The organism is Isoptericola sp. NPDC019482 (assembly GCF_040632295.1).
Lineage (GTDB): Bacteria > Actinomycetota > Actinomycetes > Actinomycetales > Cellulomonadaceae > Isoptericola.
Window position 1 is genome coordinate 1 of the sequence record NZ_JBEYBQ010000043.1, and the last position, 14,595, is coordinate 14,595.

Below are 14,595 nucleotides of genomic sequence, written 5' to 3' on the forward strand. Positions count from 1 at the left end.
CGCTGTTTTTTTTGCTCGCTGTAGCTCTTTTCATAAACCAGCGAAATTAGCCCCTCATCGCGCCAAAACAACGACTACGGGCGGCCGGCGTACGGCATGACCTCGTCCCAGCGGACCGGGGTCTCGCGGACGTCGATACCGGGGCGCGGCGCCTCGACCATCATGCCGCCGCCGGCGTAGATCGCCACGTGCCGGATGGTCGACGGGTCGGACGTGTCGTTGGCGTAGAAGATGAGGTCGCCCGGGCGCATGCGGTCGTAGGAGACCTTGCCGACCGTGAGGTACTGCGACCGCGAGGTGCGGGTGATCCACACGCCCGCCGCGTTCCACGCGCCCGACGTCAGGCCGGAGCAGTCGTAGCCCGGGTCGCCGTCCCCGCCCCACTGGTACGGCGTCCCGATCTTCGAGCGCGCCCACGCCAGCGCCTCGCGGCCCTGCGCGGCGGTGCCCTGGCCGACGCCGCTGACCGGCGGCGGGTCGGGCTTCGGGTCCGGCTTCGGGTCGGGCCTCGGCGCCGGGGCGGGGTCGGCTGCGGGCTCGCGCGTGCGCGTCGGTCGGGGGTCGGGCTCGGCCGTGCGCTCGTCCCCGCCCGACGCGGCATCGTCCGCCCGCGCGCTGTCGTCGCTGCTGCCGCTCCCCTCCCGCGCAGGCTCGGCGGCTGCCGACGAGGCGGCGTCGGCCCGGTCGGCGGCCCCGTCGGACGCGCCCGACGAGCTGCCCTGCGACGCCGCGTCCTCGGCGCGCTCCCGCGCGGCGGCCTCGCGCGCGGCGGCGGCCCGCTCCTGCCGGTCGGCCTCGCGCTGCCGCTCGAGCTCGACGCTGGTGCTGCGCAGGTCGGCGAGGCGCGCGAACAGGCGGTCGCGCTCGGCCGCGGCGGCGGCGGTGCGGGCGGTGAGGTCGTCGGCGGTGCGCTGCGCGGCGGCGAAGGCGGCCTCGGCCGTCTCGCCGGCCTCCTGCTGCACAGCACGGGCGGCCTGCCACCGGGCGTCGGCGTTGCGCGCGGCGGAGCGCACGTCCGCCTGCTGCGCGAGGGCGCCGGCGACCTTCCGGTCCACGGCCCGCTGCGCCGCCCCGGTCGACACCACGTCGCCGACGTCACGCGCGCCGGCGACGACGCCGAGCGGCCCGAGCCCCTGGCCGTCCGCGCGCGCCGTGGTGCGGTACGCCTCAGCGAGCGCCCCGCGGGCGTCGTCCTCGGCCTGCTGGGCGCGGTCGGCACGCTCGCGCGCCGCGGTCGTCTCCCGCTTCGCCTGCGCGAGCGCCTCCCGCGCCTCCGCGTAGTCCTCGGCGGCGGTCTGGACGGCGGCCTCCGCCCGGGAGAGCTCGGCACGGATCGCGTCCAGCCGCGCCTCGGCGCCCGCGACGTCCAGGGCGGCGGCGTCCGCCGCGGCGTGCGCGGCCGCGACGTCGTCGTCCGACGGCGGGTCCGCCCACGCGACTCCCCCGGCGACGAGGGGAGCGCCCCCGAGCAGCGCGACGGCGATCCACGATGTGACCCGGCTCGTGCGACGGGTGCGAGGCATGTTCTGCTCCTCCCTGGGCAGACGCGCCGCCCGACGCGGTGGCGGGCGCGCTCCGGGCAACCTCGCCCAGACTCGCCCCGGGCGATCCGGACCGCCACCCGAGAGGGCGTTCCCGACACGCTTCGCAAGGCGACACGCCGTCCATATTCTGGTCCCGAATAGCGAGACGCCGGTGTCGCCCGCTACGCCGCCGGGCTACGGTCGTCCGCATGACCCGTCGAATGTGCCGCTGACCACCGCGCACGTTCGCCTGCCTGCGGCCGCTCGTCGACCCAGCCATCCGCTCCGCGTGCGCAGCCGACCGCCGCGGCCCGCCCAGACGCGCAGGCCTCCTGGTTCCCGCCGCGGCCCGATCACCGCCGACCGAGCCCTCACCGAGCCCCCAGGAGCACGTCATGACCTCCAGCTGGACCTTCGAGACCCGCCAGATCCACGCCGGCCAGACCCCGGACCCCGTCACCGGGGCCCGCGCGCTGCCGATCTACCAGACCACGTCGTTCGAGTTCCCCAGCGCCGACGTCGCCGCCGACCGCTTCGCGCTCGCCGACCTCGGCCCCATCTACACCCGCATCGGCAACCCCACGCAGGAGGCCGTCGAGGCGCGCATCGCGGACCTCGAGGGCGGCGTCGGCGCGCTGCTCGTCGCCTCCGGCCAGGCCGCCGAGACGCTCGCGATCCTCAACGTCGCGCAGGCCGGCGACCACGTCGTCGCCAGCTCGAGCCTCTACGGCGGCACGTACAACCTGCTGCGCCACACGCTGCCGCGACTCGGCATCGAGACCACCTTCGTCGACGACCCCCACGACCCCGAGTCGTGGCGCGCGGGGGCCCGGCCGACCACCAAGGCGTTCTTCGCCGAGACCATCCCCAACCCGCGCGCGGACGTGCTGGACATCGCCGCCGTCTCGACCGTCGCCCACGAGGTGGGCGTGCCGCTCATCGTGGACAACACGATCGCCACCCCGTACCTGGTGCGCCCGATCGAGCACGGCGCGGACGTCGTCGTGCACTCGGCCACGAAGTACCTCGGCGGGCACGGCGCGGCCATCGGCGGCGTCATCGTCGACGGCGGCACGTTCGACTACGCCGCGCACCCAGAGCGCTTCCCCGGCTTCAACCAGCCCGACGACAGCTACCACGGCCTCGTCTACGCCCGTGACCTCGGCGTCGGCTCCGCGCTCGGTGCCAACCTCGCCTTCGTGCTCAAGGCGCGCGTCCAGCTGCTGCGCGACCTCGGCCCCGCCGTCGCGCCGTTCAACGCCTTCCTGCTCGCGCAGGGCCTCGAGACCCTGTCCCTGCGCGTGGAGCGGCACGTCGCCAACGCGCAGCAGGTGGCCGAGTGGCTCGAGGAGCGCTCCGACGTGCGCCTCGTGCACTATGCCGGCCTGCCGTCGTCGCCGTGGCACGCGAACGCCCGGAAGTACGCCCCGAAGGGCGCCGGCGCCGTCATCGCCTTCGAGCTCGACGTCGCCGACCCGGCACTCGCGAACGCCGCCGGCCGCGCCTTCGTCTCGGCGCTGCAGCTGCACTCGCACGTGGCGAACATCGGCGACGTGCGCTCGCTCGTCATCCACCCGGCGTCGACCACGCACTCGCAGCTCACCCCGGAGGCGCAGGCGCAGTCCGGCGTGACGCCGGCCCTGGTGCGGCTCGCGGTCGGGCTGGAGGGGATCCAGGACATCCTCGCCGACCTCGAGCTCGGCTTCGCCGCGGCGGCGGACGCCGTCGCGGGCGCGACGGCCGGCACGACGTCGGACGACGAGGCCGCCGCGTGACCGCGGTGCCCGGCCCGTCCGCGCGGTGCGGGGGCGGCGTCGCCGCCACCGTGCCGTCGGTGGGCGGGCGCAGCTCCGGCACCGCCCCGACGGTCCGCCCCATGGCGCCGAACCCGGCCGCACGGGCGCAGGTCAAGCCGCCGGTGCCCGCCACCGGCGCATGGCGCGAGGGCGACCCGGTGGCGAGGAGGAAGTTCGTCGACGTCGGGGCCGTCGAGCTCGAGGCCGGCGGCGTGCTGCCCGACGTGCGGGTCGCCTACGAGACGTGGGGCGAGCTCGCCCCCGACGGCTCCAACGCCGTCCTCGTGCTGCACGCGCTGACCGGCGACGCGCACGTCACCGGCCCCGCCGGGCCCGGCCAGCCCACCGCCGGCTGGTGGGCCGACATGATCGGCCCCGGCGCGCCGATCGACACCGACCGGTACTTCGTCGTCGCGCCCAACGTCCTGGGCGGCTGCCAGGGCACCACCGGGCCGGCGTCCGCGGCCCCCGACGGCCGGCCGTGGGGCGGGCGTTTCCCCCGCATCACGACGCGCGACCAGGTCGCGGCGGAGATCGAGCTGGCGCGGCAGCTCGGCGTCGAGCGCTGGTCGCTCGTCGTCGGGGCGTCGATGGGCGGGCTGCGCGTGCTGGAGTGGGCGCTGCTCGGCCCCGAGGCCGGGATCGCGGTGGACGGCATCGCCGCCATCGCGACGACGGCGCAGACGTCGGGCGACCAGATCGCGTGGGCGCACCCGCAGCTCGGCGCGATCCGCGCCGACCCGCGCTGGCGCGGCGGCGACTACTACGACGCGCCCGACGGCGACGGCCCGGACACCGGGCTCGCCATCGCGCGGCAGATCGCGCACACCACCTACCGGACCGCGGCCGAGCTGGACGTCCGGTTCGGGCGGCTGCCGCAGGGCGGCGAGGATCCGCTCGAGGACGGCCGGTACGCCGTGCAGTCGTACCTCGACCACCACGGGGACAAGCTCGCCCGCCGCTTCGACGCCAACTCCTACCTCGTGCTCACCGAGTCGATGCTGAGCCACGACCTGGGTCGCGACCGCGGCGGCGTCGAGTCGGCGCTGTCGCAGATCACCTCACGGGCGCTGGTCGTGGCGGTGGACTCCGACCGGCTGTTCCCGCCGGAGCAGGCCAGCCGCATCGCGGCCTGGGTGCCGGGGGCGGAGCCGCTGCGCATCGTCACGTCCGACTTCGGCCACGACGGCTTCCTCATCGAGTTCGACCAGCTCGGCCCCATCGTCGCCGACTTCCTCGCCGGCGCGAGCGTCGAGGAGGACGAGGCCGGGGCATGATCGGCGGATGACCACCACCGTCACGCTGCCCGACGGTCGCGCGCTCCCCGCGCTGGGCCAGGGCACCTGGTTCCTCGGCGAGACGCCGTCCCGCCGCGCCGACGAGCTCGCGGCGCTGCGCACCGGCCTCGACCTGGGGCTCACGCTGATCGACACCGCCGAGATGTACGGCGAGGGCGCGGCCGAGGAGCTGGTGGGCGAGGCCGTCGCCGGCCGGCGCGACGACGTCGTCCTGGTCAGCAAGGTCTACCCGTGGAACGCCGACGCCCGCGGCACGGTCGAGGCGTGCCGCGCCAGCCTGCGCCGGCTCGGCACCGACCGGCTCGACCTCTACCTGCTGCACTGGCGCGGCGGCGTGCCGCTCGCGGAGACCGCCGCCGCGCTGGACGCTCTGGTGCAGTCCGGCGACGTGCTCGGCTGGGGCGTGAGCAACCTCGACGTGGACGACCTGCGCGAGCTCGACGGCGTCGCCGGCGGGCTGGGCAGCGCGTGCCAGACCGACCAGGTGCTCTACAACCTCTCGCGCCGCGGCCCGGAGCACGACCTGCTCCCGTTCCTGCGGGACCGCGGCGTCGCGACCATGGCCTACTCGCCCGTGGAGCAGGGACGCATCCTCGGCGACCCCGCGCTGCGGAAGGTCGCCCGGTGGCACGGCGCGACCCCGGCGCAGGTCGCGCTGGCATGGGTGCTCGCGGGCGAGGGCGTCGTCGCGATCCCGCGGACCGGGTCCGCGGAGCACGTGCGCGAGAACGCCGCGGCGCGCGACCTGCGCCTGGGCGCGGAGGACCTCGCCGAGCTCGACGCCGCCTTCCCGCCGCCGAGCTGCCCGGTGCCGCTCGAGATGCTCTGAGGGCTTCCGCGCGCGCGTGCGCCGGTGGTCGTGCCTAGCGTGGTGCCCGGCCGCGGAGCCCCGCGGCCGCCCCGTTCCGCACCACTCCCACGCAGCGCCGCTGGAGGCGACCCATGGTCCGGCTCACCCCGTATCTCAGCTTCAAGAACCAGGCCGCGGAGGCCCTGGAGTTCTACCGCTCGGTGCTCGGCGGCGAGCTCGACGTCAGCCGGTACGGCGACATGCCCGCCGACTCCGGCATGCCGATCGAGGAGTCCGACAAGGACCTCGTGATGCACGGCCAGCTCGAGACGCCGACCGGCCTCACGCTGATGGCCGCCGACACCGGCTCGATGATGCCGTACGTCGCCCCCACCAGCGGCGTCACCGTCGCCCTGACCGGCGGGCCCGAGGACTACGACTACGTCGCGGGCGCGTACGCGAAGCTCGCCGAGGGCGGCAGCGACGCGATGCCGTTCGACAAGGCGCCGTGGGGCGACTTCTACGGTCAGGTGACCGACCGGTTCGGCATCACCTGGATGTTCGACGTCGGCGCTCCCTGACGCCTGTCCCCTCGGTCAGGCCACCAGCAGCGACTCGCGGCGCGCGACGAGCACGGCCAGCTCGGCGTCGGCGGCCGCGGACCGCTCCGCGAGGCGCTGCCGCACGCCGTCGACGGCGCCGATCGCGGCGGCGACGCGGTCGCGCGCCTCCGCGATCCGGTTCCGCACCGACCAGTCGGTGAAGATGTTGTCGAACCAGACGTCGAGCGTGCGGGTGAGCCCGTCGACGCCGACCCCGCCGACCCCCTGCTCGCCGAGGTCTCCCAGCTCGACGGTGAGGTGCCGCAGCGCGGCGTCGGCCGCGCGCAGGAGGCTCGCCGCCCGGTCCAGCTTGTCGTGCTTCACCGCGCTCGCGAGCATGCCGCCGTCGAAGAACGTGTCGTAGGTGGACCAGCCGTCGGCGCTGCGCAGCTCGCCCGCGGCCGCGGCCAGGGCCCGCGCGGCCTGCTCGGCGGCGGCGCGGGCCTGATCGATCTCGACCTGCTGGGCGCGCCACCCGCCCACCTGCTCGGCCACCGCCGCCAGCGCGGCAGCCTCCGGGCCGCCGACGCCGTGCACCCACTGCTCCTTCGCCGCGAGCGCGGCCCGCCACCGTCCCTGCACGTCGCCCAGCGCGGCCAGCCCTGCGTCGACCGCGCGCACCTCGCGATCCGCGGCGTCCCGGCGTGCCTGCGCCGTCGCGGCGACGTACTCCGCGGCCTGCTGCTCGGCGCGCTCGGCGTCGAGCCGCTGCGCGCGGTCGCCGCGCAGCCCCGCCCACACCCGCGCGAGGCTCAGGGACTCCAGCCGCACGACGTCGGCCGTCTCGTCCGCGAGCGAGGCCCGCGCAGCGGCGAGCGCCCCCTCCGCCGCGGCGAGCTCCCGGCCCGCGACCTGACGGCGCGCCGACTGCTGCGCGTGCTCGACGACTGCCGCGCGCGCCGCGGCCAGCTCTTCCTCGACCCCACCGGTAGGCATGGCGCACAACCTAGGCCATCCCCCGGTCCGCCCGGGAGGCGCGACCACCAGTAGGTTGGACGCATGCTCGCCGCCACCGTCGCCCGGTTCTCGCCCGACTCCCCGCTCGACGGCCTCGAGGTGGGTGAGCGGCCCGAACCGGAGCCCCGCGAGAACTGGACCACGGTGCGGGTGCGCGCCGCGACGCTCAACCACCACGACCTGTGGTCGCTGCGCGGCGTGGGGCTGCGGCCCGAGCAGCTCCCGATGATCCTCGGCACCGACGCCGCGGGCACCGCCGCGGACGGCACGCCGGTGCTCCTGCACGGCGTGATCGGCGCCGACGGGCACGGCGTCGGGCCGACCGAGCGGCGCACGCTGCTGTCGGAGCACTACCCGGGCACGCTGGCGGAGTACGTCGCGGTGCCGATCCACAACCTGGTGCCCCTCCCCGACGGGATGTCTCTCGAGGAGGCCGCGTGCCTCCCCACCGCCTGGCTCACCGCCTACCGGATGCTGTTCGGCGCGGCCGGCCTCGCCCCCGGTGACCGGGTGCTGGTGCAGGGCGCCGGCGGCGGCGTCGCCTCCGCCGCGATCGTGCTGGGCGCCGCGGCGGGCCTGGAGGTGACGGTGACGTCGCGGTCCGCCGAGCGCCGGGAGCGCGCCCTGGAGCTGGGCGCCGCGCACGCCGTGGAGACGGGTGGACGCCTGCCGTCTCGCGTGGACGCGGTGATCGATTCCGTCGGCCAGGCCACCTGGGCGCACTCGGTGCGCTCCGTGCGGCCGGGCGGCACGATCGTCGTCTGCGGCGCGACGTCGGGCGACGCCCCTCCCGCGGAGCTGACCCGCGTCTTCTTCAACGAGATCCGCGTGCAGGGCGTGACGATGGGGTCCCGGGACGACCTGGCCGCCCTGGTCCGGTTCGTCGACCGGACGGGGGTGCGCCCCGTGATCGACTCCGTCGTGCCGCTCGCGCGGGTCGGCGAGGGGCTGGCCCGCCTCGCGGCCGGCGAGCAGACGGGCAAGATCGTCGTCCTGCCCTGATCCCCGAGCGTTGTGAGCGAGGTCAGGCGAAGCGGTGCCGGAACGCGTCCATCAGCGTGGGGCCCTCGGCTCCCAGGCGCCAGACGCTCCAGCCGTCGGCGGTGGGCGAGCCCGAGGCTGCGGACGCCGCGTGGTCGGGGTGCCAGTAGCGGGAGCCGTCGGCGAGCTGGATGGCGCCGTCCTGGTGCAGCACGGCCTCGAAGTACTGGCGGCGGCGCGGGCGCGACCACACGATCGTCGTCGGGTGCACCAGCGTGCCGGCCAGGGCCACGAGGTCCTGGTCCACCTCGTCGTCCGTCGCGGCGGGCGGCGGCGCCCACGGCGCCGGGTCGGGCGGCGGCGGCACGGGTGAGGTCAGCGGGTCGTAGCCGTGGTCGTGCGGCGCGGGCGTCCAGCCCGGCTCCAGCGGGTCCGACGGCGGCGTGCGCAGGCGCGGCGGCTCGAGCGGCGGCACCTGGAGGCGGGGCAGGTCGTCCTCGACACCGGACCAGCGCGGCTCCGGCACCGGCAGGTCGAACGCCGGGGCCGCGACCTCGGCGAACGCCTCGCCGAGGTCCGAGCGGCCCAGGTCCGGACGCCCGAAGCCGGACCGCCCGAGGTCCGACCGGCCGTAGCCCGCACCGCCCAGGTCCGAACCGCCCAGGTCCGACGCCGGCTCGTCGAGCTCCGCCCGCGACGTGAAGCGGTCCGCGCGCGAGCGGCGACGCGGCGCGGAGCCGGCGAACGGCGACCTCTCGCGGGTGCGGTCGAGGTCGTCGTCGAGCCCGGCGGGGCTCGGCAGCGGCGCCGGCGCGGGGCTCGGCGCGGGGCTCGGCGCGGGGCTGGGTGCGGGGCTGGGTGCGGGGCTGGGCACGGGGGGCGGCGGGGGCGGCGTCGCGGGGACGGGCGCCGCCGGCACGGGCAGCGCGGCGGACGGGCCGTCCTCGCCGGTACGCGCCCGGGCGGCGCGCCGCCGCGTCCGGGACGGCGGCGCGGTGTCCGCCCGGTCGCGAGGGGCCTGCACGGTGGCGGGCATCTTGCCGCCGAGCGCGAGCCCGACGGCCACGCCCTCGGCGAAGGTCTCGGGATCGACGTCCCCACGTCCCTCCGCGGACGGGGCGGTCGCGGCGTCGTCGGGCGCGGCGACGGTGTCCCGCGGCGCGGCCGAGGCGGCGGGCGCGGACAGGCTCGGCGCCGACGGCGCCGACGCGGGGTGGATGACCAGCGGCGAGACGTCCACGAAGCGGCGCCCGTCGGCGCTGTGCACGACGCCCATCTTCAGCACCTCGACGGGCATCGTGGGCTGTCGCAGGAAGTCGACGGCGTTGAGGATCTCCTCGCTCGCCTCCTGGCAGATGACGATGAGGCGAGCGCTGCTGCGTCCGGGCTGCGAGCGCGTGATGGGCACGCTGTCGTAGAACGCGGAGACGTCGCGGTGGAAGGCCGCCGGCCCACCGTGGTACCGCTCGGCCAGGGCGCCTCGCGTCAGCCGCCCGGCGGCGCCGGCGTGGTCGAGCGCGCGGGTGAGGGCGGCGCGGTCGAGGTCGGCGACGAGCTCCACGACGACGGGCGAGCCGGTCGCGTCGAGCGCGAGCAGGTGCGGCTCGTCCGGGCCGACGCCGGGACTCACCGGGAAGATCTGCTCGCCGAGCAGACCGTCGATGTGACTGTCCACCACCCGATGGGCGGTGGTCCCGACGCCCTGGGCGCTTGCTGCGGGCGACCGGTCGGACTGGACGAGGAGGGGCCTCTGGGCATCGACCTCGAACAGGGGCATTGCACACCACTCCTGGATCGGATCCGACCCCGGCGGCCGGATCCCGGGGCAAGCCTAAGGCCCCCGCGGCGTGGCGTGTACCACAGCGGGCTCCCAGGCGCGCGTCGGCGCGCCAGGCCGCCGTCGTCCGGCCCGGCGGGGCGCGTGGGGACTACGCGTGCCCGGTGCCGCCGTCGTCGGCGAGCCGCTCCTCGACGCGCGCCACCTTCGCGTCGAGCTGCCCCGTGTACCCGGGGCGGATGTCCGCCTTGAGCACCAGCGACACCCGGTGCCCGCCCGCGCCGACGGCCTCCGTGGCGCGCTGGATCACCGGCATCACCTCGTCCCAGTCCCCCTCGATCTCGGTGAACATCGCGGTGGTGCGGGTGGGGAGCCCGGACTCGCGGACGATGCGGACGGCGGCGGCGACGGAGTCCGCCACGGACTCGCCCGCGCCGAGCGGGGCGACGGAGAAAGCGAAGACGGCCATGCGCTCATTCTGCGTGCCGAACAGGCGGTCGACACGTCGGGGTGGGCGGCGAGGACCGTAGGCTCGTCGGGTGAGCACACGCGTCACCCTTCTCGCCGGCGGGGTCGGCGGCGCCCGCCTGGCGCACGGCTTCACCCTCGCCCTGCCCGACGACGGCGCGCCCGCGCCGGACGGCGGCCTGACGGTCGTCGTGAACGTCGGCGACGACACCGAGCGGCACGGCCTGCTGGTCTCCCCCGACCTGGACACGGTCATGTACACGCTGGCCGGGCTGAACGACGAGACCCGCGGCTGGGGGCTGACCGACGAGACGTACACGACCCTCGACCAGCTCGCCAGGCTCGGCGAGGACACGTGGTTCACGCTGGGCGACCGGGACCTCGCGACGCACGTCGTGCGCAGCGCCGCCCTGCGCGAGGGGCAGCCGCTGCACGCGGTGACGGCCCGCCTCGCGGCGTCGCTCGGCGTGCGCGCGCGCCTGCTGCCGGTGACCGACGACCGGCTGCGCACGCTCGTCGACACCCCGTCGGGCCGCGTCGCGTTCCAGGAGTACTTCGTGCGGCGGCAGCACGCCGACGCCGTCCTGGGGATCGAGCTCGACGGCGTCGCCGCCGCACGCCCCGCGCCCGGCGTGCTCGACGCCGTCGCGGACGCCGACCTGCTGGTCGTCGCGCCGTCCAACCCGTTCCTGTCGGTCGAGCCGGTGCTGGCCGTGCCCGGGGTGCGCGACGCCGTCCTCGCCTCGCCCGCACGGCGCGTGGCCGTGAGCCCGATCGTGGGCGGGCAGGCGATCAAGGGCCCCGCGGCGCAGATCCTGGAGACCCTGGGGCACGAGGTGTCCGCGCTGGGCGTGGCCCGGCTGTACGCCGGCCGGTTCGACGGCATCGTGGACGTCATGGTGGTCGACGACGCCGACGCCGCCCTCGCCGGGCCGATCCGCGACCTGGGCGTCGAGGTGCTCGTCACGGACACGATCATGGGCGGCCCCGCCGGCCGCGAGCGCCTGGCCCGCGACCTGCTCGCCCTCGGATGAGCGCACCGGGTCGCCGCGACCACGGCGGGACCGTCGCGCTGGTGCCCCTGCGCGACGGCGTCTCGGGCAAGTCGCGGCTGGCGTCCTCGCTCGACCCGGCCGCGCGGCGTCGGCTGGTCGCGGCGCTGGCCCGGCACGTCGTCGCCGTCCTGCTGGCGGCGGACGGCGTGGACCGCGTGCTGGTGGTCACCGCCGACGTGCCGTTCGTCGCCGACACCCTCGACCCGCTCCGTCACGGCGGCAGTTCGATCTCGACGCGGCAGCTCGAACTGCCGCGTCGAGCGGAGACTGCCGCGCCGAGCGTCGAGGTGGTGCCGCAGCCGCCGGAGCGGCCGGGGCTGAACGCGGCGCTCGACGTCGGGCGGGAGGCGGCGCTCGAGCACGGCGCGGGCCGGCTGCTCGTCGCGCACGCGGACCTGCCGCTGCTCGCGCCCGACGACGTCGCGGCGCTGCTCGCCGCGGGGGCGAGCGCGGTGGCCGACGACGCGCCGCCCGTCGTCGTCGCCACCGACCGGCATCTCGCGGGCACCAACCTGCTGGTGCTGCCCGCGGACACGACGTTCCGGTTCCGCTTCGGCGAGGCGTCGCGGGCGGCGCACGTCGCCGAGGCCGAGCGCGCGGGGCTACGCCCGGTCGTCGTGCGCCGCCCGGGCACCGCCGTCGACCTGGACACGATCGACGACTGGGGCGAGCTCCCCCGCGCCGTCCGCGACCGGCTGCGGCACGGGCTCGACCTGCCCCTCCCCTGACCCCGCTGCTCCCACGCGGCTCAGGGGTGGGTGTCGGTCGCGGCGATCACGGTGTCGAGGCGCGCGATCGCCGCGGCGACGTCGTCCAGCCGGCCGCGGAGGCGCGCGCGCTGCTCGTGGAGCATCGCGCGCTGCTCGCGATCGGTGTGCCCCGAGTCGACGCAGGGCAGCAGCTGGGCGATGTTGCCGCTGGTCAGGCCGGCGGCGTAGAGCTGCTGGAAGAACTGCACCCGGTCGACGGCCGTCTCCTCGAAGAGGCGGTGCCCGGCCGAGGTCCGCACGGTCCGCAGCAGCCCCTGCTCCTCGTAGTAGCGCAGGGCGCGCACGCTCACGCCGGCACGCTCCGCCACCTCACCGATCTTCAGCACACCGGCGGCAACGACGTGCTCGGTGCGCGACATTCCGAGCGCCCCGCTCAGCGCGTCCGCGACGGGCCGACGACCGCCTCCGGGTACAGCGCCTCGGCCTGCTCGCCGAGCCGGGACCGCCACGCGCGGGTCATCTCGTCACCGAGCACCTCGAAGGCACCGGCCTCGAAGCCGTCGAGCGCCCGGCGCACGATGTCGAGCGGCTCGGCGAGCGCCCAGTCGTCCTGCCCCCGGGCCCAGGCCGACATGTCCGTGTCGACGAGGGCCATGGCCAGGCCGGTGACCTGCGTGCCCTGGCTCGCCAGCTCGAGCCGGACGCCGTTGGTCAGCTGCCACGCCGCGGCCTTCGCCGCCCCGTACGTGTCGGCGAACCCGAACGCCCGGAAGGAGCTCTGGGAGAGCACGTCGAGGATCCCGCCGCCGCCGTTCCGCCCGAGGACCGGCGCGAACGCCCGCACCATCCGCAGCGTGCCCCAGTAGTTGACCTCCATCTCCCGGCGGGCGCCGGCGAGGTCACCGCCGAGGAACGGGGTCAGCGCCGCCACGCCCGCGTTGTTGACGAGCACCGTGACGTCCTGCGCCTGCTGGGCGACCGCGGCCACCGAGTCGTCGTCGGTCACGTCCAGGCGGAGCGGGATCGCGCCGGGGACGTCGACCTCCTCGGGCCGGCGCGCCGCGGCATAGACCTTCGCGGCCCCGCGGTCCCGCAGCTCGGTCACGAAGTGCCGGCCGATACCTCTGTTGGCCCCGGTGACCAGGGCGATCTGATCCGTGATGTCCATGCGCGGGACGCTAGGACCTGACGTCGGCGTCAGGGTCAAGGGCGTCTCGACGGCGTCTCCCGCACCGCTCAGTTCCCCGCCCGCCCGCGGTCCACCCCGCCATGAGCACCGAGTCGAGCACAGAGCCGAGCACAGAGCCGAGCATCGAGCTGATCGAGCAGGCCACGCTGCCGAGCGCGGACTTCGAGGGTTACCTGCACGGGTCCACCGTGTCGGTGATGTTCGAGCGGTTCGACCGCGACGGCGTCGGCCCCCGCCTGCACCGCCACCCCTACACGGAGACGTTCATCCTGCGTTCGGGGCGGGCGCTGTTCCGGGTGGGGGACGACGAGGTGGTCGCGGTGGGCGGCCAGATCCTCGTCGCCCCCGCCGGGACGCCGCACAAGTTCACCGTGATCGGCCCCGAGGTGTACGAGGCCCTGCACGTGCACGCCAACGACCGGTTCGTCACCGAGTGGCTGGAGTGACCGCGCAGGGTCCGCCCGTCACACCGCGTCGAGGCGGGCGCGCACGTCGTCGTCGAGGTCGAGCTCGGCGGCGCCGAGGATCTCCTCGAGCTGCGCCAGGTTCCCGGCCCCGACGACCGGGACCACCGGCACCGGACCGCCGAGCAGCCAGGCGAGCACCACCTGGTTCGGCGTGGCGCCGATCTCGTCGGCGACCTCGCGCAGCACGCGCAGCCGCTCGTGCGTCGTCGGGTGGTCGAAGCCGTCCCACAGCGGCCTGTCGTCGCGCACCAGCGCCCCCTGCATCAGCGGGGAGTAGGCGACGACGGCGAGCGGGCTGCCCGCCTCGGACGACGCGCGGGCATAGTCGAGCAGCTCGTACGACGCCCAGTTGTGCCGGCCGACGTCGGGCCGCGGGTAGGGGTAGGTGAGCTGCTGCTGCACCAGGCCGTAGGGGGCGACGCCCTGGCGGCGGGCCTCCTCGCGCGCCTCGACCACGCGGTGCAGGGCGACGTTGGAGATGCCGGCGACCCCGACGAGGCCCTCGGCCTGGAGCTTGCCGAACGCGCCGACGGTCTCGGCGAGCGGGGTGTCGACGTCGTCGACGTGGCCGTAGTAGGCGTCGAGGTGGTCGACGCCGAGGTGCCGCAGGCTCTCGCGCGCCTCCCAGGCGATGGTCTCGGCCCCGAGGCCCTGGTAGTTCGTCGGCGGCACGTGCTGCAGCGGCAGGTTCGGGTCCTTCTTGGCGGCGCCCACCTTGGTGGCGATCCGCAGCTGGTCGCGGTTGCCTCGGTCGGCCAGCCAGCGGCCGAGGACGTCCTCGCTGTCGCGGCCGGTACCGCCGATCCACGAGCTGTAGTTGTTGGCCGTGTCGAGGAAGGTGCCGCCGGCCTCGACGAAGCGGTCGAGGATCGCGAACGACGTCTCCTCGTCCGTCCGGGTGCCGAACCACATGGTGCCGAGGCACAGCGTGCTGACCTCGAAGGACGTGGTGCTGTCGCCGATCGTGCGGTAGCGCATGGGG

Annotated in this window: 15 protein-coding genes; 8 read left to right on the forward strand and 7 right to left on the reverse strand. The window is 76.0% G+C overall.

Annotation, left to right across the window (positions count from 1 at the left end; translation table 11 throughout):
* Positions 1-74 precede the first annotated feature (74 nt).
* Positions 75-1,523 (reverse strand): NlpC/P60 family protein, encoded by a 1,449-nt coding sequence (locus tag ABZ493_RS19475; RefSeq protein ID WP_430583782.1) that lies wholly within the window; start codon positions 1,521-1,523, stop codon positions 75-77.
* A 395-nt stretch (positions 1,524-1,918) separates the two neighbouring features.
* Here ABZ493_RS19475 and ABZ493_RS19480 point away from each other — a divergent pair, with 395 nt between their 5' ends.
* The 4 genes from ABZ493_RS19480 to ABZ493_RS19495 all read left to right on the forward strand — a co-directional run bounded on the left by ABZ493_RS19480 (position 1,919) and on the right by ABZ493_RS19495 (position 5,988).
* On the forward strand, positions 1,919-3,298 hold the full coding sequence (locus ABZ493_RS19480) for a bifunctional o-acetylhomoserine/o-acetylserine sulfhydrylase (RefSeq protein ID WP_430583783.1): 1,380 nt from the start codon (positions 1,919-1,921) through the stop codon (positions 3,296-3,298).
* A 101-nt stretch (positions 3,299-3,399) separates the two neighbouring features.
* A complete protein-coding gene (locus tag ABZ493_RS19485) occupies positions 3,400-4,596 on the forward strand; it encodes a homoserine O-acetyltransferase (protein ID WP_430583811.1) in 1,197 nt (398 codons plus the stop codon).
* 7 nt (positions 4,597-4,603) lie between these two features.
* Positions 4,604-5,446 (forward strand): aldo/keto reductase, encoded by an 843-nt coding sequence (locus ABZ493_RS19490; protein ID WP_430583784.1) that lies wholly within the window; start codon positions 4,604-4,606, stop codon positions 5,444-5,446.
* A 113-nt stretch (positions 5,447-5,559) separates the two neighbouring features.
* Positions 5,560-5,988, forward strand: coding sequence for a VOC family protein (locus ABZ493_RS19495; RefSeq protein WP_430583785.1), 429 nt, complete (start codon positions 5,560-5,562; stop codon positions 5,986-5,988).
* Positions 5,989-6,003: 15 nt separating this feature from the next.
* On the opposite strand, the gene ABZ493_RS19500 is transcribed toward ABZ493_RS19495, so the two are convergent.
* Complete coding sequence (locus ABZ493_RS19500; protein ID WP_430583786.1) at positions 6,004-6,945, reverse strand: hypothetical protein; 942 nt, start codon at positions 6,943-6,945, stop codon at positions 6,004-6,006.
* 63 nt (positions 6,946-7,008) lie between these two features.
* Here ABZ493_RS19500 and ABZ493_RS19505 point away from each other — a divergent pair, with 63 nt between their 5' ends.
* Positions 7,009-7,968 (forward strand): zinc-binding dehydrogenase, encoded by a 960-nt coding sequence (locus ABZ493_RS19505; protein ID WP_430583787.1) that lies wholly within the window; start codon positions 7,009-7,011, stop codon positions 7,966-7,968.
* Positions 7,969-7,990: 22 nt separating this feature from the next.
* Here ABZ493_RS19505 and ABZ493_RS19510 read toward each other — a convergent pair whose 3' ends face one another.
* Positions 7,991-9,724: a hypothetical protein gene (locus tag ABZ493_RS19510; protein WP_430583788.1), complete on the reverse strand. Its 1,734-nt coding sequence runs from the start codon at positions 9,722-9,724 to the stop codon at positions 7,991-7,993.
* Positions 9,725-9,875: 151 nt separating this feature from the next.
* A complete protein-coding gene (locus tag ABZ493_RS19515; protein ID WP_429733876.1) occupies positions 9,876-10,193 on the reverse strand; it encodes an MTH1187 family thiamine-binding protein in 318 nt (105 codons plus the stop codon).
* A gap of 70 nt (positions 10,194-10,263) precedes the next feature.
* Here ABZ493_RS19515 and cofD point away from each other — a divergent pair, with 70 nt between their 5' ends.
* The gene (gene cofD / locus ABZ493_RS19520) at positions 10,264-11,226 is read left to right on the forward strand and encodes a 2-phospho-L-lactate transferase (RefSeq protein ID WP_430583789.1); all 963 of its coding nucleotides are present in this window, start codon (positions 10,264-10,266) and stop codon (positions 11,224-11,226) included.
* Entirely contained in the window at positions 11,223-11,975 is a 753-nt protein-coding gene (gene cofC, locus ABZ493_RS19525) for a 2-phospho-L-lactate guanylyltransferase (RefSeq protein WP_430583790.1), read from the forward strand. Before cofD ends, cofC begins: the two co-directional genes overlap by 4 nt.
* Positions 11,976-11,995: 20 nt before the next feature.
* Here the strand turns inward: cofC and ABZ493_RS19530 are convergent, their stop codons facing one another.
* The gene (locus ABZ493_RS19530; protein ID WP_430583791.1) at positions 11,996-12,376 is read right to left on the reverse strand and encodes a MerR family transcriptional regulator; all 381 of its coding nucleotides are present in this window, start codon (positions 12,374-12,376) and stop codon (positions 11,996-11,998) included.
* 14 nt (positions 12,377-12,390) lie between these two features.
* A complete protein-coding gene (locus ABZ493_RS19535; protein WP_430583792.1) occupies positions 12,391-13,125 on the reverse strand; it encodes an SDR family oxidoreductase in 735 nt (244 codons plus the stop codon).
* 101 nt (positions 13,126-13,226) lie between these two features.
* Here ABZ493_RS19535 and ABZ493_RS19540 point away from each other — a divergent pair, with 101 nt between their 5' ends.
* Positions 13,227-13,592, forward strand: coding sequence for a cupin domain-containing protein (locus ABZ493_RS19540; RefSeq protein ID WP_430583793.1), 366 nt, complete (start codon positions 13,227-13,229; stop codon positions 13,590-13,592).
* A gap of 18 nt (positions 13,593-13,610) precedes the next feature.
* Here the strand turns inward: ABZ493_RS19540 and ABZ493_RS19545 are convergent, their stop codons facing one another.
* Positions 13,611-14,591: an aldo/keto reductase gene (locus ABZ493_RS19545; RefSeq protein WP_430583794.1), complete on the reverse strand. Its 981-nt coding sequence runs from the start codon at positions 14,589-14,591 to the stop codon at positions 13,611-13,613.
* Positions 14,592-14,595: the final 4 nt, after the last annotated feature.